Origin of the sequence: Actinoplanes sp. NPDC049668, assembly GCF_044465445.1 — a bacterium.
Taxonomy (GTDB): Bacteria; Actinomycetota; Actinomycetes; order Mycobacteriales; family Micromonosporaceae; genus Actinoplanes.
The window spans coordinates 897,711-915,679 of record NZ_JBITLR010000002.1 but is presented as its reverse complement, the minus strand read 5'-3'; the positions used below and the strand labels follow the sequence as shown (position 1 = coordinate 915,679).

Sequence of the window (17,969 nt, the reverse complement as noted above, 5' to 3'; positions counted from 1 at the left end):
CGGTGGTCACTCCTTGAGCTGGGCGAGGGCGCGGCCGCCGACGGCCTCGGCCGGGTCGATCGGGCCGGACACCTCGAGTTGGCGGGACAGGTGCAGCAGGTCGCCGAGCGGCAGGCCGGTGGCGCCGGAGCCGGGGGCGACCGTGTCGAAGTGCGAGACGCCGCTCTTCATCGCGACGAGCGCGTTGACCAGGGCGAGGCTGTGCCCGCCGGCCAGCCGCACGCGCAGGGTGGCCGGGCGGGCCCGGGCCATGGCGTCCTGCAGCACGCGGCGGACCTGCAGCGGCGACGCCGGGGTGTCCGGGTGCTCGGCGAGGCCGACCTCGTCGCAGCCGAGCGCGGCGAGCGCCTCGACGGTGGCGAGCACGAGCGGCTCGCGGGCCGGGTCGAAGGCGTCGGCCACGTAGCCGGCGACGGTGCCGCCGGACCGCCCGGCGGCGGCGACCTGCGCCGAGGAGGGCAGGCCGGTGCCGTCGGCGGCGACGAGGAACTCGGCGTGGCCGGCGTCGTGGCGGATCCGGGCGCCGGCGTCGCGCAGCGCCCGCGCGAGCGGATCGCCGGGCGCGACGTCCACCGCGAGGTGGATGGCCGGCGGCAGCGGGTCGGCGACCTGGCCCCAGGTGCGCGAGTGGAACAGCAGCGGTGAGGTGGCCCGCGGCGTCGCGGCCTCGGTCACCGCGCCGACGAAGATCGTGTGGTCGCCGCCCGGGTACGCGTGCGCGACCCGGCAGTCGAGCCAGGCGACCGCGTCGCTGAGCACCGGTACGCCGTTCGGGGTGATGGTCCAGTCCAGGCCCGCGAACCGGTCGGTGATCTCGGGGTGCTGCCCCGCGAAGCGGCGGCCGATGTGCGCCTGGTCCTTGCCGAGGAAGCTGATGGCGAACTTGCCGGCCGTCTCGAGCAGCATCCGGCTGGGCAGGTGGTTGCCCAGGCAGACCGAGACCATCGGCGGATCGAGGCTGACCGAGGAGAATGAGCTCGCGGTCATGCCGTGCGCGCCGCGCGCGCCCGTGGTGGTCACCACGCACACGCCGCTCGGCCACTGTCCGAGGACGGTGCGGAACGTCGCGCTGTCGACCGGCACGTACCCCTCCCGGTTTCCCGTTTCGCAGAAGGAAACGGTGTTGCCGTGAACGTAACGAGCGTCGCCCGGTCGTGTCAACCGCCGCCGGTACGGCGTTTCGCACAGGGAAATGGCAAGCTACGCTGCTGGAGGATTTGTTCCGATACCGTTACGCCGGGAGTGTCGCTGTGTCCACCCGTACCGTGCCGTCGAGCCCCGCGGCCGCCGACGACGAGAGCCAGTCGCGCTCGGTCGCCGCGGTCGAGCGGGCCATGGACGTGCTGCTCTACTTCGGGCGGACCGACCAGCCCGACCTCGGGGTCACCGAGATCGCCGGCGCCCTCGGCCTCACCAAGGCCGCCGTGCACCGGATCCTCACCGCGCTGCGCAGCCGGGACCTGATCACCCTCGACACCTCGACCCGGCGCTACGCGCTCGGGCACGCGGCGGTCGCCCTCGGCCGGGCCTACCTGGCCCGCACCGACGTACGCGCGATGGCCGCGCCCGAGCTCGCCTGGCTCTCCGGGCGCACCCACGAGACCGCGACGCTGTCGCTGCGCCGCGGCGACACCCGCCTCTACGCCGACCAGGTCGTCCCCGACCAGGAGCTGCGGCTGGAGGTGAGCCTCGGCATCCCGTTCCCGCTGCACGCCGGCGGCTCGTCCAAGGCGTTCCTGGCCTGGGTGCCCGACGCCGAGCTCGACGCCTACCTGCAGCGGCACCCGCTCGAGGCGCTGACCGACAAGACCATCGTCGAGCCCGCGAAGCTGCGCAGGGACCTCGCGGCGATCCGCAAGCGCGGGTACGCCACGTCCCTGGGTGAGCGACAGGCCGGCGCCGCGTCGGTCGCCGCCCCGGTCTTCGACCACGACGGTCACGTGGTGGCCGTGATCAGCGTGGCCGGCCCGGCCCTGCGCTTCAAGCCGGCCGCCGGCTCCCAGGTCGTCACCGACCTGCTCGACGCCGCCGCGCGCATCTCCGCTCAGCTGGGCTACCAGATCTGAGCATTTGTCACATTCTCCACACGCTCTGTAACACGGGGTGCCTATGGTTGGCGCCTTGGTGTCCGGACGTCGTCACGCCGATGTGGAGGTGTCGCAACTGTTCGATGATGCTGACGAGACACCCTTCGAGGTTTATGTTTTTACCGACGAGACGTATGACAACCTGGTCGCCGCCGAGGTGAGCCCGTTGTCGGTCATCGAGGTGATACACGCACACGGCGTGGTACGCCGTCACCTCGGGCCGGCCATGCAGATCGCCGGCCGGGATCGCAGCGGAACCTGGTTCGTCGTGGCCCTGATCGAGGACGGTGATGACGCTTACACGGTCGCTTCGGCCCGCCGCCTCGACGACGTGGAGATCGATGCAATCGCCCAGATCAAGGGGGAGCCCGCATGAATGGGTCCGACGAACACGCCGCCTCCATGGATGACCGGGACTGGACCACGGCGCAGCCGGACAACCGAGCGCGGGGCGTGGGAGTGGTCCAGGCGGTGCGCATGTCGTACGAGATGACGGAACGCCTGTTCACGCTTGCGCAACAGCGCCGGATCAGCCCCAACGAGCTGATCAGGGAGATCGTCGCGGACTATCTCGACAGCGTCGCCGACGAAATGATCACTATCCGCAGGTCCGACCTGCACCGGGCCATCGACATCGCGGTGAAGAACGCCACCTAGGCTCACAGGTCGGCGAAGGGCTTGGCCACGCCGAGCAGGCCCGCCGTCAGCACGCAGGTCCAGATCGTCCAGACGTACGGCAGGCAGCCGTTCACGCTGCGCCGCACCACCGACTCGGTCTGCGGCGTGGCCGAGCCGCCCATCACCTGCGCGAAGGCCGCGCCGAACGGGCGCAGCGTGCGCCGGATGCCGAGGCCGGCCGCGATCGCCAGCGCGTAGCAGAGCACCTTGGCGCCGAGCCACCTCGGGTTGGTGCCGACGCCGAACGGCTCGCTCGCCACCAGCGTGTACACCCCGGCGCCGGCCATCGCGGCGATCACCGCGAACCGGATCGCCCAGTCGGCCCGGCGGATCATCGGGTGCCGGCCGGGCTCGTGGTGGTCGGTGTACATCAGCCACAGCCAGGCCAGCGCGCCGAGCCAGGCCGCCACGAGCAGCCACCAGGGCAGCAGCTTCATTCCGAACGCGTACCCGCCGTGCGGGTCGAGCGAGATCAGGGTGAGCCCGCTGGGCAGGAAGAGGATCAGGCAGATCTTGGGGCCGAGGTCCAGCCCGCTCATGATCTTCAGGGCGGTCAGCCGCGCGGCCGGGGTCAGCGCCGGGTCGATGACGTACCGGCTGGAGTAGAAGACGCCGAGGTCGCCGCCGAGCCAGAAGACCATCAGCACGATGTGCAGGTAGAGGAACGCGTCGAGCATGCGTAATGGAAACACTGATTCGCTGTGAGAAACAATCCCTTGACCATGTGGATCCGGCCTGGCTAGCGTCGCCACCATGGTCGGCCGATACTTCGAAGATTTCACGATCGGTGACGAGTACCGGCATCCGTTCGGCCGGACCGTCTCCGAGGCGGACAACACCTGGTTCACCCTGCTGACGATGAACACCAACCAGTCGCACTTCAACGCGGACTACGCGGCCGGCACGCCGTACGGCAGGCTGCTGGTCAACTCCACGCTCACCGTCGCCATCGTGACCGGGCTGTCGGTGCTCGACATCAGCCAGCACGCGTTCGCGAACCTGGGCTGGGAGGAGATCCGGATGCCGAACCCGGTCTTCGTCGGCGACACCGTCTACGCCAGGTCGACCGTGCTGTCCGCCCGCGAGTCGCGGTCGCGCCCGTACGCCGGCATCGTCACCTGCGCCACCACCGGCTTCAATCAGGACGGCGTCGACGTCATCACCTGGCGGCGCTCGATGCTGGTCTACCGCCGGGGCCACGGCCCCGGTGCGTCGTGATGCGGCTGGACGTGCAGCCGTGGGGTGAGAGCCTCGCGGAGCTGGTCGACGCGGCGCGCGACGCCGAGGCCGCGGGCGCGGGCGTCGCGTGGGCGCCCGAGCTGCACCGCAGCGCGCCGGTGACGGCCGCGGCGATCGCGGCGGGCACGGCCCGGATCGGGGTGGGCACCGGGATCGCGCTCGCCTTCGCCCGCAGCGCGATGCTCACCGCCCTGACGGCGGCCGACCTCGACGAGCTGTCCGGCGGCCGGTTCCGGCTCGGGCTCGGCACCGGCGTCGGCCGGCTCAACCAGGACTGGCACGAGGTGCCGTGCGACCGGCCGGTGGCCCGCCTGCGCGACACTGTCGCGATCGTCCGGGCCGTGCAGGCCGGCGGCGATCCGATCGCGCACGCCGGCGTGCGCTCGATCCTCGTGCGCGGCTGGCGGCGGCCGTATCCGGGCGTCCGCGCGTCGACGCCGATCTACCTGGCCGCGGTCGGCCCGGGACTGTCCCGGCTCGCCGGCGAGATCGCGGACGGCTGGCTGTCGCACGAGCTGTGCCCGCCGCGCCGGCTGCGTACCCGGATCTGGCCGGCGCTCGCCGTCGGCATCGACCGGCAGGGCAGAGACCGCGCCCTCTTCGACGTGGTGGCCGCCGCCTGCTGCTCGGTCGCCGCCGACGCCGGCGTCGCGCGCCGCCGGGCGGCCAACGTGGTCGGCTTCTACGCCTCGGTGCGCTCCTATGCGGAGCTGTTCGCCGTGGACGGCTTCGGCGAGGTCACCGCGGCGGCGAGCCGGGCGCTGCGCGCGGGCCGCCCGGCCGACTCCCTCGGCGACCTGGTGCCCGGCGCGATGGTCGACGCGTACACGATCGCCGGCACCCCCGCCCAGTGCGCCGCCCGCATCGCCGAATACGCACCGCTCGCCGACGCCATCAAACTCTCCCCGCCGTCGTACGGCCTGCCGGCCGACGAGGTGCGCGACGCGCAGAAGAGCCTCCTCGAGCTGGTCGGGAGCATGGCGTGAGACCACTCGCCGACATCCGGATCATCGCGGTCGAGCAGTACGGCGCCGGCCCGTTCGGCTCGGTGCACCTGGCCGACCTGGGCGCCGAGGTCATCAAGATCGAGGAGCCGCGGTCGGGCGGCGACGTCGGCCGCTACGTGCCGCCCTACAACCACGGCGAGGACTCGCTGTTCTTCGAGACCTTCAACCGCGGCAAGCGCTCGCTCTCCCTCGATCTGACCACCCCGGCCGGCCGCGCCGTCTTCGACGACCTGGTGCGCAACGCCGACGCCGTCTACTCCAACCTGCGCGGCGACGTGCCCGCCAAGATCGGGATCACCTACCCGCGGCTGCGCCACCTCAACCCGGCGATCGTCTGCTGCTCGCTCACCGGCTTCGGGATGACCGGCCCGCGCGCGGAACAGCCCGGCTACGACTACATCCTGCAGGGCCTGGCCGGCTGGATGGAACTGACCGGCGAGCCGGGCGGCCCGCCGACCAAGTCGGGCCTGTCCCTGGTCGACTACTCCGGCGGCTTCGTCGCGGCGATCGCCCTGCTGGCCGGCGTGCACGCGGCCCGCCGCGACGGCGTCGGCATGGACTGCGACGTGAGCCTGTTCGACACCGCGATCGCCATGCTCACCTACCCCGCCGCGTGGCACCTCAACGCCGGCTTCACGCCGGGGCGCACCCACCACTCCGCACACCCGTCCCTGGTCCCGTTCCAGGTCTTCGCCACCGCCGACGGCTGGATCGTGGTGGGCTGCGCCAAGGAGAAGTTCTGGCGGCGGCTGGTCGGCGTCCTGGCCCTGCCCGCCCTCGACGACCCGCGCTTCGCCACCTTCGCCACCCGCCGCGAGCACGCCGCCGAGCTGCTGCCCCTGCTGGACGCCGCGTTCGCCACCCGCACCTCGGCGCGGTGGCTGTCCCTGCTGGAGCCGGCTGGCGTGCCCTCGGGCCCGGTCAACGACGTGGCCGCCGCCCTGCGCGACCCGCACACGCTGGCCCGCGCCCTGGTGGTGGAGACCGACCACCCGCACTACGGCACGGTCCGGCAGGTCGCCTCCCCGGTCCGGGTGGGCGACGAACCGCCGGCCTACCGCCGGGCGCCGCGCCGGGGCGAGGACCTGGGCTACGTCGCGGACCTGCTGGGCTACGACGAGGCCCGCCTGGCGTCGCTGCGCTCCGCCGGCGCCTTCGGCGAGGACAAGCCATGACGGGTACGCCCGCAGCCGCGCTTCTTGCCCGGCGCGCGGCCGCCCTGGAGTTCGAGGACCTGCCGGCGGACGTCGTCGACGCCGCACGGCGGTCCCTGATCGACGCGCTGGGCTGCGCGGTGGCCGGCATCCGGCGCTCCGCGGCCGACCCGGCGCTGGCCGTCGCGGCCTCGCTCGGCGGCCCGCCCGAGGCCCGCCTCTTCACGGGTGTTCGGGTCGGCGCGGTCGCGGCCGCCTTCGGCAACGCGGTCGCCGTGCACGCGCTCGACTTCGACGACACCCACCCCGGCGGGCTGGTGCACGCCGGCGCGGTCACCGTGCCCGTCGCGCTCGCCGTGGGCGAGCAGGTCGGCGCGTCCGGGCCCGCCACGCTGACCGCGCTGGTGGCCGGCCTCGAGACGGTCTGCCGGCTCGGCGCGGCCGCGCCGCACGCCTTCCACGCGCGCGGCCTGCACGCCACCTCGATCTGCGGCCCGGTGGCCGCCGCCGTCACCGCCGGGCACCTGCTCGGACTTCCCGCGCCGACGATGACCGCCGCCATCGGCATCGCGGCCAGCGGAGCTTCCGGCCTGCTGGAGTTCCTGCACAGCCCGGCGAGCACCAAGCAGCTGCACCCCGGCACGGCCGTGGCCAACGGCATCCTCGCCGCCCGGCTGGCCGCCGCCGGCGCGACCGGCCCGTCCAGCGCCCTGGACGGCGAGTACGGCCTGTACCGGGCGCTCGCCGGGCGCGAGCCGGACCGCGAGGTGCTGTTCGGCGACGGCTGGGAGACCACCCGGATCGCCGTCAAGCCGTACCCGTGCTGTCAGCTCTCGCACGCCTCGCTCGACGCGGCCCGGTCGTTCGCCGGCACCGCACCCGCCCGGGTGACGGTCACCCTGCACCCCGGCGCCGTGCCGATCATCGCGGGCCCGGAGAAGCGCCGCCCGCGCAGCGCCTACGAGGCGAAGTTCAGCGTCTACTTCTGCGTGGCCGCCATGCTGCTCGACGGCCGGGTCGGCCTGGACACGTTCGACCGCCTCGACCGCGCCGACCTGCTCGCGCTGGCCGCCCGCATCGAGGTCGTCGCCGCGCCCGGCGCGGACGTACCGGCGCGGGCACCCGGGGTCGTCGAGGCCGACGGCCGCCGGTCCGTCGTGGACCGGCCGGCCGCGCCCGACGTCCGCGCCAAGGCCGCCGCCAACCTCGGCACCCGCGCGGACGCCGTGTTCGCGGCCGTCGACGCCGGCGCCACCGCGAGCGACCTGCTCGACGCGATCGAAGGGTGCCTACCGTGACCGTCCACCTGCCTGCCGTCGCCGGGTACCCCGCCCTCGCCGGCGCGCTCGCCGAGGCGGGGCTCGGCGTCGGCGACATCGTGCACCTCACCGAGTACGTGACCAGCCCCGTGCTCAGCCTGGCCCCGGCCCGGCGGATCGCCCTCGCGGGACATCGGGTGCCCGTCTCCCGGGTGCCGGTCGAGGCGGTCGTCGGCAGCTCCGCGGCGTACGCGCTGGGGGTGAGCGCCCACCCCGGCGGCGGAACCCTGCTCACCGGCGGGACCGACGCCGTGCGCGTCGCCGACGGCCTCGTCCACCTGCCCGGCGTGCACACGACGGCGGGTGAGTTCCGGGAGCAGTACCGCTGGTGCCTGGACCGGATCGCCGCCCTGCTCGACCTGGCCGGGCTCACGCCGGCCGCGCTCGTGCGGACCGTCGACTACACCGCCACCGCCACCCGCGCCGAATATCCGCGCTGCGGGCGGCCCCGCCGGGACGTGCTCGGCCCGGGACCGGTACACCCGGGCGCGGCCGGCATCCTGGTCGACCTGCCCGTCGAGCCCGGGGCGCGGGTGGCCCTCGACGCGCTCGCGGCGACCGGGCCGCTGTCGGTCGTCAACCCCGGGTGGGAGCGCTACGAGACGCTCACCTACAAGCCCGCCGTGCGGGCCGGCGACAAGCTGATCCTCTCCGGCTTCGGCGCGCTCGACCCGGTCACCCAGGTCGCGCTCCACGCCGGCGACCTCGTCGCGCAGGCGGAGTACCTCTACGCGAGCATCGAGACGGTGCTGGCCGCCGCCGGCGCGTCCGGCTCGCGGGTGACCAGCCTCATCGAGTACGTGACGCCGGACGCCGTCGCCGACTATCCCCGCACCCGGGCCCTGCGCGAGCGGCACTTCCCGAACGCGGCGGTGACCGCCGTGGTCTGCTCGGCCCTGCTGCGCCCCGAGTTCATGCTGGAGACGATCCCCGCGGTGGTGCCGGCATGAGCGGCCTGCTGACGCCCGAGCTGGCCGCCCGGATCGGGGAGGAGGCCGTGTACACGGCGCCCGAGCCGCTGGGCCGGGCCGCGATCCGGTACTTCGCGCTGGCCACCGGCGACACCGACCCCGCGCACCTGGCCGGCGAGGTCGCCCCGCCGACCCTGATCTGCGAGACCAACCAGTACGCCGGCCTGCCGCGCGACCCCGACGGCTACGCCGGCCACGGCTGGGGCCTCGAGGTGCCCGGCACCCGGCTGGTGCGCGGCGGCAACGCGTACCGCTTCGAGCGCCCGATCGGCCCGGACGACGTCGTCACCGCGACCTGGCGGCTGTCCGGCATGGACGAGCGGGTGACCGGCGCCGGCAAGCGCATGCTGGTGGTGACCTCGACCGCGGCCTACACCGACTCCGAGGGCCGCCTGCTGGCCACCAACGAGGAGACGCTGATCTATGTCGAGCGCTGAGTTCCCGCCGCTGATCCGCACGATCGAGCTCCCCGACATGATCGCCTACGCCGGCGCGACCTGGGACTGGCACCGCCTGCACTACGACGCCGGATACCTGTCGGAGCGCGGCCTGGACCGCCCGGTGGTCGACGGCCAGGTCTTCGGCGCCTACCTGGCGATCGCCCTGCGCGGCTGGTTCGGCACCGCGGCGGTCATCACCGGGCTGTCGTTCCGCTTCCGCAGCCTGGTCTTCGCCGGCGAGACGATCCGCTGCCTCGGCGAGCCGAGACGCCTGGACGCCGCGACGGCCGAGCTGGACCTCCGGGTCGAGGTGGTCGACGACGGCCGCCTCGCGGTCGCACCGGCCTCCGCCACCGTGCGCCTGCCATGACCGCCGCCGTCGCCGTCGTCGGTGCGGCCGAGTGCGACCTGGGGCTCACCGGCCGCAGCGTGCTGGAGCTGCAGAGCCAGGCCGTCACGCGGGCGCTGGCCGACGCCGGCATCGCGCTGTCCGAGGTGGACGGCCTGGCCACCAACGGGATCTCCCGGTTCTCGGCCACCCAGCTCGCGGACTGGCTGGGCATCCGGCCGGCGTGGTGCGACTCCACCTTCGCCGGCGGCGCGGTCTTCGAGATGTACGTCGCCCGGGCGGCCCAGGCGATCGCCGCCGGGCAGTGCACGACGGTGCTCATCTCGTACGCGTCGAACCAGCGCTCCGCCCGGTCCCGCACGCTGACCGGGGTCGTGGAGGAGGGCACGCCGGAGGCGGCCTTCGAGGCGCCCTACCGGCCGCTCTACCCGATCTCCTATTACGCGATGGTCGCCCAGCGCTACCTGCACACCTACGGGCTGGGCCGCGCGGACCTGGCGAGTGTCGCGGTCGCCGCGCGGGAGCGCGCGCGGCGCAACCCGGCGGCCTGGACGTACGGCAAGGGCCCGCTCACGATCGACGACGTGCTGGCCGCCCCGATGATCTCGACACCGCTGGGCCGGCACGACTGCTGCCTGGTCACCGACGGCGGCGGCGCGGTCGTGCTCACCTCGGCCGACCGCGCCCGCGACCTGCCGCGGCCGCCCGTCACCGTGCTCGGCTACGGCGAGTCGCTGACCCACACCGGCATGGCCACCGCGCCCGACCTACTGCGCACCGGCGCCGTCGACTCCGGGCGGCGGGCCTACGCCCGGGCCGGGCTCACGCCGGCCGGCATCGACGTCATCCAGCTGTACGACTCGTTCACGATCTCGGTGCCGCTCGGCCTGGAGGCACTGGGCTTCGCCGCGCCCGGCGAGGGCCTGCGCGCCGCCGTACCGCACAACACCGGCGGCGGCGGGCTGGCCTACTGCCATCCCGGTCAGCTCGGCGTCCTGCTGCTGGTCGAGGCCGTCCGCCAGCTGCGCGGCGAGTGCGGCGACCGGCAGGTACCCGGCGCCCGTACGGCCCTGGTGCACGGCACCGGCGGCATCTTCTCCAGCCACGCCACCGTGATCCTGGGGGTCGACCGATGACCGACGCCGAGGCCTGGTGGGAGGCGACCCGCGACCGTCGCCTGCTGCTGCAACGCTGCCTGGACTGCCGGAGATTTCAGCACTACCCGCGGCCGCTCTGCACCGGCTGCGGCGGCGACCGCCTCGACTTCGTGGCGGCCGCCGGTACGGGCACGATCGACAGCTTCACGACCGTGGAGCGGTACACCCTCGCTCGGGTGCGGTTGACCGAGGGCCCGATCCTGCTCACCCACCTCGAAGGCCTCGACGACCCGGCCTGCGACCAGCCCGTCAGACTCGCCTGGCGGGCCCTGCCCGACGGGCGTCACCTGCCCGTATTCCGGAGTGCCGACAATGGACTTTGAGCTCAGCGACGAGCAGCGCCTCTTCCGGGAGGTGCTGCGTGACTTCGTGGACCGGGAGATCCGGCCGGTGGCGCAGGAGTGGGAGGCCTCCGGCCGCTACCCGGCCGAGATCGTCGAGACCATGCGGAAGCTGGGCCTGTTCGGGCTCACCGTCCCCGAGGAGTACGGCGGGCTCGGCGCCGACATGGTCTCGTTCGCCCTGGTGTTCGAGGAGATCGCCAAGGGGTGGATGGGCGTCGCCGGCATCCTCGGCAGCCACTCGCTGTCCTGCTGGCTGATCGCCCGGCACGGCACCGAGGACCAGCGGCGGCGCTACCTGCCGGACCTGGCCAGCGGCCGGCGGCGTACCGGAATCGCGCTGACCGAACCGGATGCCGGCACCGACCTGCAGGGCATCGCCACCGTCGCGGCACGCGACGGCGACGAATACGTGATCACCGGCCGGAAGACCTGGATCACCAACGCGCGGCACGCGGATCCCCTGCCGGTGCTCTGCAAGACCGACCCGTCGGCCACGCCCCCGCACCAGGGCATGTCGGTCATCCTCGTCGACGCCGGCACGCCGGGCTTCACCGTCGAACGCGACCTGCCGAAGCTCGGCTACCGGGGCACCGAGTCGTGCGAGGTGCTGCTCGACGGCGTGCGGGTGCCCGCCGCGAACCTGCTCGGCGGGGTGGAGGGGCGCGGCATGCAGCAGGTCCTCTCCGGCCTGGAGACCGGGCGGATCAACGTGGCGGCCCGGGCGCTGGGCATCGCGCAGGCCGCGTACGACGAGGCGCTGCGCTACGCAGGCCAGCGCCGCGCCTTCGGCCGGCAGATCGGCGACTTCCAGGCGATCCAGCTGAAGATCGCCGAGATGGCGACCCAGGTGCAGGCGGCCCGGCTGCTCGTGTACTGGGCCGCGGCGCGCGCCGACGGCGGACACCGGGTCGACATGGAGGCCGGCATGGCGAAGGCGTTCGCCTCGGAGGCCGCGGCGAGCTGCGCCCTGACCGCGATGCAGGTGCACGGCGGCTACGGCTACTCGAAGGAGTTCGTGGTGGAGCGCCTGTACCGGGACGCACCGCTCATGATGATCGGCGAGGGCACCAACGACATCCAGCGCATCGTGATCGCCCGCGCGCTGCTCTCCGGCGCGGCGACGATCGGATGAGGTCCTACCTGTACGTGCCGGGCAACCGGCCGCGGATGCTGACGTCGGCACTGTCCCGCGGCGCGGACGCCCTGATCGTCGACCTCGAGGACGCGGTGCCGCCGGCCGAGAAGCACGCCGCCCGCGAGGCGGTCGCCGGTTGGCTGCGCACCCTGCCGCCGGGCGCGCCGGTCCACGTCCGCGTCAATCCGGGCGACGCCGGCCTCGACGACGCGCGGGCGGTGGTCTGCCCCGCGTTGCGCGGGCTGACCGTCGCCAAGGCCGACACGGTAGGCGGGCTCGCCGAGCTCTCGGCCGTCCTGGACCGGGCCGAGCGGGCGGCGGGCCTGCGCCCGGGCGGCGTCGACCTGGTGCCGCTGCTGGAGACGGCGAGCGCGATCCTGGCGGCGCCGGCCCTTGCCGCGGCGCCGCGGGTGCGCCGCCTGCAGATCGGCGAGGCCGACCTGGCGGCCGAGCTCGGCGTCACCCCGGGCGAGGACGAGCGCGAGCTCCTCTTCGTACGCTCGGCGGTGGTCCTCGCCTCCGCCGCGGCCGGCATCGAACCGCCGGCCGCCGCCGTGACCACCGACTTCCGCGACCTCGACCGGCTGCGCCGCGGGACGATCGCGCTGAAGCGGATGGGTTTCCGCGGCCGCGCCTGCATCCACCCCGCCCAGCTACCCGTGGTCAACGAGGTCTTCACACCGACGGCCGAGGAACTGGCGGCGGCGCGTGACCTGGTGACCCGCTTCGAAGCCGCCGGCGGGGGAGTCTGCCTCGACGCCACCGGCCGCATGGTCGACCTCGCCGTCGTCCGCGAGGCCCGCCGCACCCTGGCGGCCACCGGGACCGGTGAGGCCTGACCGTCAATCATAGACAGTGTTCCCGTCGGCGGGCCGTGCGAAGTCCGCGGCGAGCCGACCCTGTCGTTGGTATCGTCACGATATGTCGGTATTGCTCAAGAGGGCAGTCCATGTTGACTATTCGCAGATCTATGTCCTGTCGGATCCAACTGACGATGTCGTGCCAGGAGATCCATTCAATGGGCAGACGAATGGCATATGCGGTGCGGCCACACCCGGCGGACTCTTTCTTGTTACCGGCCTACAAGATGGCAGTGTCGGCTTCACAGTGGAGTTGCATGATCGACGGCCGAAGCTCGGCAGCAAATGGGGCGACGTCGTCGAGGTTTCCTTTGCGGCGTCAGGCGAAGGTGTTGCCCTGAAGGAATGGTGCGGTTCGCGATACCCGCTCGATCTCCCGCAGGGCGCTTATCGCGTGCGTTATTGCGCCTGCGATATGGACGAAGGCAAGCTTGAGGGCACGCTTGTCGAGGACATATCGCCAGATGAGTACCTGCTCCAATTCTGGCCCGCTCCAGTCGCCGACGATAGAATCGTCCGCCAAACCAGCGAAGTGGCCAAGTCCTGGCATCGCGGGCGGGTCGAAAAATCGCCGAGCCGGTGGAGCATTTCCAGAAAACCGTCCAGCGAAGATGACGCCCGTCGTCGTGCGGAACTGGCCAAGCTGGACAGCGAACTTGTGACGGTTCTGGTGAAGTCAAAGGTGCAACTCCAACGTAGAGTAGCGGGTTGGGCGGCAATGCATGCGCTTACCAAAGCAGGGATGGTGGATCTTCCGCCGCTTATGCCCGCCTTGGATTGCCTTCGCCAAGGAAAACCCACTCCCAAGCCATTCAGTAACGAGCTCAAGGCAATGGAGTTGCTCGTCGACGCGGTGCCGCGCAGCACTGTGAAGAGAATCGTGACTGGCACGGATAACGATAAGCGCCGAGTTTCGCGGCAAGCGTATGCAATATCGGCGTTGGCTGCGGCGGGACAACGGAACGCGACGCGAGCTGCAATCGAGACAATCTACGCGGCCGCGATTGTTTACGGCCCTGAATACGTGACCCTGTTTGCACGGCTCAGAGCCGAATTTCCAGAGCTATAGGGTTCACCGTCCGACGGCCCTACTTCAGGCGCATCAGTCCGGCATGGGTTGCCTGGAAATGACACTTGTTGAGATAAAAGTGCTCTAGGTGCGGTTCGAAGTCGACGTGTAGCCATTCACATCCGGCGGCGCGGGCTTCCTCGGCGGCGGCCTCGACCAGGGCGGCGCCGATGCCGTGCTGCTGCCTTTCGGGATCGACGGCGGTGTCGAGTAGGAAGGCGTGGCTGCCGCCGTCCCAGCAGACCTGGACGAACCCGATGAGCCGGTCGTCCTCGAAGGCACCGATCCAGGTGAGCGCGTGCCGCTCCAGCCGCTGCGACCACGGCCGGACCTCGCCGGAGTCGCCGCCGAAGGCCCGTGCGTGCAAGGCACTGAGCTCGCGATCGTCGACCGTGAACCGGGGCACGAGCTCCGGGCTCGGGCGGGTCAGCTGCCGTACTTGCGGTAGGAGACCGACCAGTCGCCGAGGCCGTTCCAGACCTGGACCGGGCGGGGGCTGCGCTTGACGTCGACGATGTCGCCGATCAGGAAGTTCTCGTAGACCCACTTGGCGTCGGCCGTGCTGAGGTTGATGCAGCCGTGCGACAGGTTGGCCCGGCCCAGCGAGCGGTTCCACGGCGCGGCGTGCAGGAACTCGCCGGAGTAGGTGATCCGGGTGCAGTACTCGATGTCCTCGGGGGCGTAGTAGTTCGGGTCCTTCGGATCGGTGACGCCGTAGCTCTCCGAGCTCATGCTGTGCACGCGCTCCTTGGAGAGCACGACGTGCGGGCCGCCCGTGGTCCAGTAGTTGATCTGCTCGCCGTTCGAGCCGGTGGTGCCGCCGCCCTTGCCGAGGCTGCACTTCATGGTGCGGACCAGCTTGCCGTTGATGTAGACCTTCGTCATGCGCGTCTTGTAGTCGCTGATCGCGATCAGCTGGCGCCCGATCTCGAAGTGGGTCGACGCGTTCTTCGCCCCATATGTCGTCTTGCCGAGCTTCACGCCGAACGCCTTGACGCTCACCTTGATCTTCGTGCCGCCGGTCCAGTACTTCGCCGGCCGCCAGTGCACGGTCTTGCTGTCCTTCCAGAAGAACTTGCCGTCGACCTTGGGCGTGGTCTCGATCTCGATGGCCTTCTCCGCCGCGGCCTTGTTGACGGCGCGGCTGAACGCGATGATCACCGGCTGGCCGGCGCCGTACTTGTTGCCGGTCTTGAGGGAGCTCATCGCGTTGGCCTGGAACGCGACCCGGGCGAGGTTCTCCGGCTTCACCGTGGTGAAGGTGGAGGTGTGCTCGCTCGACGTGCCCTTGGGGTCGGTGGCCGTCGCGACCACCTTGTAGGTCTTGCCGTAGGCGAGCTCGTCGGTCGCCAGCCAGGTCCCGTCGGCCTGCATGGCGCCGCTGATCGTCGTCTTGCCGGCGGTGACGGTGACCGACTGCAGCGTGCCGCCCGCGGCGGCGACGACGACCGGCTTCACCGGCGACACCCCGGTGGCGCCGCTCTCCGGCGTCACGCTCAGCGTGACCGCGGCGGCCAGCTCGGTCTCGGCGACGGGCTCGACCCAGCCGCCGGCGCCGGACGTGCGGCGTGAGGAGGAGCACCCGGCGGCCGCCGCGGCGGCGGCGATGCCCAGTGCGCCGATGATGACGTTACGTCGCTGAATCATCGCTCTCACAATCGAGGGGTCCCGGTCGGCGCCATCCGTGGCCGTACAAGTCAAAGACGCGACAGCGGGTCGAAACGGTTGCCGGCCGAGTCGATCGAACTGTCCGGATGGGCTCTGGTGGAGGCCCATCTTGGCAGATATGGATCTACTGCGGTACACCGCATCGAGCCCCGATCGTGGCGGTGGGCCGTTCGGCCGACCGATATGACCGGAACGGCTTACTTCAAGTAGGCGGCGAGCGGGAGGTTCTGCTCACGCAGGGCGGCGGTGATCACACCTGCGATCTGCCGCGCGCCGGCGGCCTCGAAGTGGGTGTGGTCGTTGCAGAAGAACGCGCCGACGGCGCCGGTCGTGTAGTCGCCGTTGTTCGGGCACAGCCGGAGCGAGTTGTACAGCGCCACGCTGCGGGCGTGCAGGTCGATCACCGGGACCGCGTTGGCGGCGGCGGCGTCCTTCGTCTCGGTGACGAAGCCGCGGTTGCCGACGGCGGTGGCGCCGCTGCAGGTGATCGCGGCCACCGGGGTGACCAGGACCGGCCGCGCGCCACGGGCCTTCGCCGCCGACGCCATCACGCCGAGCAGCTCCTTGAAGCGCGCGGTGCCGACGTGCCGCGGGCAGGCCGGGTCGCCGTCGTTGATGCCGAACTGGATGAACAGGTAGTCGCCGGGCCGGAAGCCGTCCAGCATCGCCGTCCACCGCGAGCTGTAGGCGGTCGAGCTGAGCGTGCACTCGCCGGCCGCGTTCTTCGTGCCGGTCACGTTGCCCTCGTACAGCCAGGTCTGGATGCTGCGGCCGCCGACGGCGCTGTTCTGCACGGTGACGCCGGCGGTGAAGTACGCGGCGAGCTGACCGCCCCAGCCGATCGGGCAGGTGCCGGCGTTCATCATCGTGGAGTCGCCGGCCAGCCAGACCTTGACGGCCGGAGCCGGCGTGGCCGGCGGGGTGCTCGGGCCGGTGCACGGCGTCGGCGTCGGTGACGGCGGCTGCGAACCGGCACAGGCGGTGCCGTTGAGCGTGAACGACGACGGCACCGGGTTGCTGCCGCTCCACGTGCCGTTGAAGCCGAAGCTCACGGACGCCCCGGTGGCCACCGAGCCGTTGTAGCCCACGTTCGTGGCGGTGACCGCGGTGCCGGAGACGCTGACGGCGGCGTTCCACGCCTGCGTGATGCCCTGCCCGGGAGCGAGCGCCCAGCCCAGGGTCCAGCCGGTCACCGGGTCGCCCAGGTTGGTGACGGTGACGTCGGCGCCGAAGCCGCCGGCCCACTGGCTGGTGATCCGGTAGATGACGCCGCACGCCGGCGCGGCCGCGCGCGCGGTGGCGACGCCGAGGCCGCCGGCCGCGACGGTCAGCGCCGCGGCGGCGAGGACCGTGAGCGGCGCCCGGGACGCCGTCATCGCAGCCGTCCCAGGCTCGCGGAAAGGACGGGTGCGAGCCGGTCGGCGACGGCCTGGTGGCCCTTGTCGTTGGGGTGCACCGAGTCGCTGAGGCCGTCCGCCGGCAGCCAGCCCGTCGTGTCGACGTAGAACACGCCGGCGTCGCCCGCGGCGTTGCGCGCCCGCACCGCCGCCTGCGTCTCCGCCGCGTACCGGCCGATGAACGTGCGCAGGGCGTAGAGCCGGGCGTTCGGGAACTTCGCCCGGATCCGGGTGAGGAAGGCGAGGTACTTCGCCTGGAAGTTCGCGCCGCTCACGCCGTGGCTCTTGTCGTTGGTGCCGAGGTTGATCACGACGGCGGCGGGGGTGTAGCGGGAGAAGTCCCACGCGTCGGTGCCGGCCTGCCCGCCGCTGGACATCCAGTAGCGGGTCTCGTGCGCCCAGCACCCGTCCGTGGTCTCGGACAGGCACATGCCGCCGATCGCGATCTGGGTGTGGTCGTAGCCGAGCCGCTCGCCGACCTTGAAGCCGTACCCGGTCACCGCGAGCCGGCTGCTCGTCGTGCCCGCCGTGATCGAGTCGCCGATGAACTCGACCAGCCGAGCCCGGGCCGGCGCCTTGAACGTGGCGGCGCCGGCGTCGAGGGTCAGGCCCTGGAAGACCGCGTCGCCGGTGTAGGAGCCGGCCACCTGCCGGTAGCTCACGATCAGCGTGTGGTTGCCGGCGGCCAGCGCCGCCGGGGTCAGGTTGACCGTGCCGGAGCCGCGGAACGCGGTGAACGCGCCGCCGTCGATGCTGGCCCACAGGTCGACGGTGTTGCGCTGCCGGAGCTTCACCGTCCTGCCGGTGAAGCCGACCCGCAGGTAGGCGCCGGCCCAGTAGGGCACGAAGGCCGCGGCGTTGGTCCGGTTCCAGCGCCCGACGAAGCTGATGTTGGTGTCGCCCGGCGTGCCGTCGCCGGCCGCGGCCCGGGCCGGGGCCGCCGGGGCGAGGGCAAGGAGCACCGTCAGGGCGAGCACCACGGGCCGACGTCGCATGACACGATCCCCTCAGATTGGGAGCGCTCCCAGTCTCGTGCGAGCTTCGATCGATGTCAATCGATTCCGACTCCCTCGAACGGGTGCGTGTGCCCTGACC

The 17,969-nt window shown here is 72.2% G+C and carries 21 protein-coding genes; 15 read left to right on the top strand and 6 right to left on the bottom strand.

Going from position 1 to position 17,969, the window contains the following annotated elements; translation table 11 throughout:
• Positions 1-6: 6 nt before the first annotated feature.
• A complete protein-coding gene (locus tag ACIBSW_RS11025; RefSeq protein WP_354725730.1) occupies positions 7-1,083 on the bottom strand; it encodes a flavin reductase in 1,077 nt (358 codons plus the stop codon).
• A 167-nt stretch (positions 1,084-1,250) separates the two neighbouring features.
• Here ACIBSW_RS11025 and ACIBSW_RS11020 point away from each other — a divergent pair, with 167 nt between their 5' ends.
• From ACIBSW_RS11020 to ACIBSW_RS11010, 3 genes are read left to right on the top strand one after another with little or no spacing between them, the layout of a single operon-like run.
• Positions 1,251-2,066, top strand: a complete 816-nt coding sequence (locus tag ACIBSW_RS11020; RefSeq protein ID WP_354725728.1) for an IclR family transcriptional regulator — start codon at positions 1,251-1,253, stop codon at positions 2,064-2,066.
• Between the two features lie 58 nt (positions 2,067-2,124).
• Positions 2,125-2,463 (top strand): hypothetical protein, encoded by a 339-nt coding sequence (locus ACIBSW_RS11015; RefSeq protein WP_354725743.1) that lies wholly within the window; start codon positions 2,125-2,127, stop codon positions 2,461-2,463.
• On the top strand, positions 2,460-2,744 hold the full coding sequence (locus tag ACIBSW_RS11010; RefSeq protein WP_354725726.1) for a CopG family transcriptional regulator: 285 nt from the start codon (positions 2,460-2,462) through the stop codon (positions 2,742-2,744). The genes ACIBSW_RS11015 and ACIBSW_RS11010 overlap by 4 nt, the downstream gene beginning before the upstream one ends.
• 2 nt (positions 2,745-2,746) lie before the next feature.
• Here the strand turns inward: ACIBSW_RS11010 and ACIBSW_RS11005 are convergent, their stop codons facing one another.
• On the bottom strand, positions 2,747-3,442 hold the full coding sequence (locus ACIBSW_RS11005; RefSeq protein ID WP_354725725.1) for a hypothetical protein: 696 nt from the start codon (positions 3,440-3,442) through the stop codon (positions 2,747-2,749).
• A gap of 76 nt (positions 3,443-3,518) precedes the next feature.
• Here ACIBSW_RS11005 and ACIBSW_RS11000 point away from each other — a divergent pair, with 76 nt between their 5' ends.
• The 12 genes from ACIBSW_RS11000 (at position 3,519) to ACIBSW_RS10945 (ending at position 13,809) form a co-directional block, all read left to right on the top strand.
• Entirely contained in the window at positions 3,519-3,983 is a 465-nt protein-coding gene (locus tag ACIBSW_RS11000; protein WP_354725723.1) for a MaoC family dehydratase, read from the top strand.
• Positions 3,983-4,990, top strand: coding sequence for an LLM class flavin-dependent oxidoreductase (locus ACIBSW_RS10995; protein ID WP_354725721.1), 1,008 nt, complete (start codon positions 3,983-3,985; stop codon positions 4,988-4,990). Before ACIBSW_RS11000 ends, ACIBSW_RS10995 begins: the two co-directional genes overlap by 1 nt.
• Positions 4,987-6,186: a CoA transferase gene (locus ACIBSW_RS10990; RefSeq protein WP_354725719.1), complete on the top strand. Its 1,200-nt coding sequence runs from the start codon at positions 4,987-4,989 to the stop codon at positions 6,184-6,186. Before ACIBSW_RS10995 ends, ACIBSW_RS10990 begins: the two co-directional genes overlap by 4 nt.
• Positions 6,183-7,463, top strand: a complete 1,281-nt coding sequence (locus tag ACIBSW_RS10985) for an MmgE/PrpD family protein (protein ID WP_354725717.1) — start codon at positions 6,183-6,185, stop codon at positions 7,461-7,463. Before ACIBSW_RS10990 ends, ACIBSW_RS10985 begins: the two co-directional genes overlap by 4 nt.
• A complete protein-coding gene (locus ACIBSW_RS10980; protein WP_354725715.1) occupies positions 7,460-8,434 on the top strand; it encodes a RidA family protein in 975 nt (324 codons plus the stop codon). The genes ACIBSW_RS10985 and ACIBSW_RS10980 overlap by 4 nt, the downstream gene beginning before the upstream one ends.
• On the top strand, positions 8,431-8,892 hold the full coding sequence (locus ACIBSW_RS10975; protein WP_354725713.1) for a MaoC family dehydratase N-terminal domain-containing protein: 462 nt from the start codon (positions 8,431-8,433) through the stop codon (positions 8,890-8,892). The genes ACIBSW_RS10980 and ACIBSW_RS10975 overlap by 4 nt, the downstream gene beginning before the upstream one ends.
• Complete coding sequence (locus tag ACIBSW_RS10970) at positions 8,879-9,265, top strand: MaoC/PaaZ C-terminal domain-containing protein (protein WP_354725712.1); 387 nt, start codon at positions 8,879-8,881, stop codon at positions 9,263-9,265. The genes ACIBSW_RS10975 and ACIBSW_RS10970 overlap by 14 nt, the downstream gene beginning before the upstream one ends.
• Positions 9,262-10,380, top strand: a complete 1,119-nt coding sequence (locus tag ACIBSW_RS10965; protein WP_354725710.1) for a thiolase C-terminal domain-containing protein — start codon at positions 9,262-9,264, stop codon at positions 10,378-10,380. Before ACIBSW_RS10970 ends, ACIBSW_RS10965 begins: the two co-directional genes overlap by 4 nt.
• Positions 10,377-10,724, top strand: a complete 348-nt coding sequence (locus ACIBSW_RS10960; RefSeq protein WP_354725708.1) for a zinc ribbon domain-containing protein — start codon at positions 10,377-10,379, stop codon at positions 10,722-10,724. The genes ACIBSW_RS10965 and ACIBSW_RS10960 overlap by 4 nt, the downstream gene beginning before the upstream one ends.
• Positions 10,714-11,877, top strand: coding sequence for an acyl-CoA dehydrogenase family protein (locus ACIBSW_RS10955; protein WP_354725706.1), 1,164 nt, complete (start codon positions 10,714-10,716; stop codon positions 11,875-11,877). Before ACIBSW_RS10960 ends, ACIBSW_RS10955 begins: the two co-directional genes overlap by 11 nt.
• On the top strand, positions 11,874-12,719 hold the full coding sequence (locus tag ACIBSW_RS10950) for a CoA ester lyase (protein ID WP_354725704.1): 846 nt from the start codon (positions 11,874-11,876) through the stop codon (positions 12,717-12,719). Before ACIBSW_RS10955 ends, ACIBSW_RS10950 begins: the two co-directional genes overlap by 4 nt.
• An 82-nt stretch (positions 12,720-12,801) precedes the next feature.
• Positions 12,802-13,809 carry a hypothetical protein gene (locus ACIBSW_RS10945; RefSeq protein ID WP_354725702.1) on the top strand — a complete coding sequence of 336 codons (1,008 nt, stop codon included), beginning with the start codon at positions 12,802-12,804 and terminating at the stop codon, positions 13,807-13,809.
• A gap of 19 nt (positions 13,810-13,828) precedes the next feature.
• On the opposite strand, the gene ACIBSW_RS10940 is transcribed toward ACIBSW_RS10945, so the two are convergent.
• The 4 genes from ACIBSW_RS10940 to ACIBSW_RS10925 form a co-directional block, all read right to left on the bottom strand.
• Positions 13,829-14,215 carry a GNAT family N-acetyltransferase gene (locus tag ACIBSW_RS10940; RefSeq protein ID WP_354725700.1) on the bottom strand — a complete coding sequence of 129 codons (387 nt, stop codon included), beginning with the start codon at positions 14,213-14,215 and terminating at the stop codon, positions 13,829-13,831.
• Positions 14,216-14,235: 20 nt separating this feature from the next.
• Positions 14,236-15,456, bottom strand: a complete 1,221-nt coding sequence (locus tag ACIBSW_RS10935) for an Ig-like domain-containing protein (protein WP_354725698.1) — start codon at positions 15,454-15,456, stop codon at positions 14,236-14,238.
• Positions 15,457-15,674: 218 nt separating this feature from the next.
• A complete protein-coding gene (locus ACIBSW_RS10930) occupies positions 15,675-16,853 on the bottom strand; it encodes a cellulose binding domain-containing protein (protein WP_354725696.1) in 1,179 nt (392 codons plus the stop codon).
• Positions 16,850-17,869 carry a GDSL-type esterase/lipase family protein gene (locus ACIBSW_RS10925; RefSeq protein WP_354725695.1) on the bottom strand — a complete coding sequence of 340 codons (1,020 nt, stop codon included), beginning with the start codon at positions 17,867-17,869 and terminating at the stop codon, positions 16,850-16,852. The genes ACIBSW_RS10930 and ACIBSW_RS10925 overlap by 4 nt, the downstream gene beginning before the upstream one ends.
• Positions 17,870-17,969: the final 100 nt, after the last annotated feature.